The 268-nt window shown below is 73.1% G+C and carries 1 protein-coding gene; it reads left to right on the top strand.

The features are described 5' to 3' along the window. Positions 1-268 (top strand): FAD-dependent oxidoreductase (locus tag QC029_RS30955; protein WP_336621629.1); only part of this gene is annotated, 268 nt, incomplete at both ends.

Raw genomic sequence — 268 nt, 5'->3', positions numbered from 1 at the left:
GCCAAGAACGCCCTCACCGAGAACTACCTCCACCTCGCCGAGAAGGCGGGCGCGGTCGTCCACCCGATGACCACGGTGACGGAGGTGACCGAGGACCCCGCCGGCGGCTTCCGGGTCACCACCGTGCCCACCACCAGACGCCGCCGGGGGAGGCGCACGGTGCTGCGCGCGGAGAAGGTGGTGGTCGCGGCCGGCACGTACGGCACCCAGACGCTGCTGCACCGGATGCGCGACACCGGTCTGCTGCCGCGGATCTCCCCGAGGCTGG

The sequence above is a fragment of the Streptomyces sp. DH37 genome, assembly GCF_029813835.1.
Taxonomy (GTDB): Bacteria; Actinomycetota; Actinomycetes; order Streptomycetales; family Streptomycetaceae; genus Streptomyces.
Note: the sequence above shows the minus strand (reverse complement) of the source record. Positions and strands in the feature narration are given on the sequence as shown.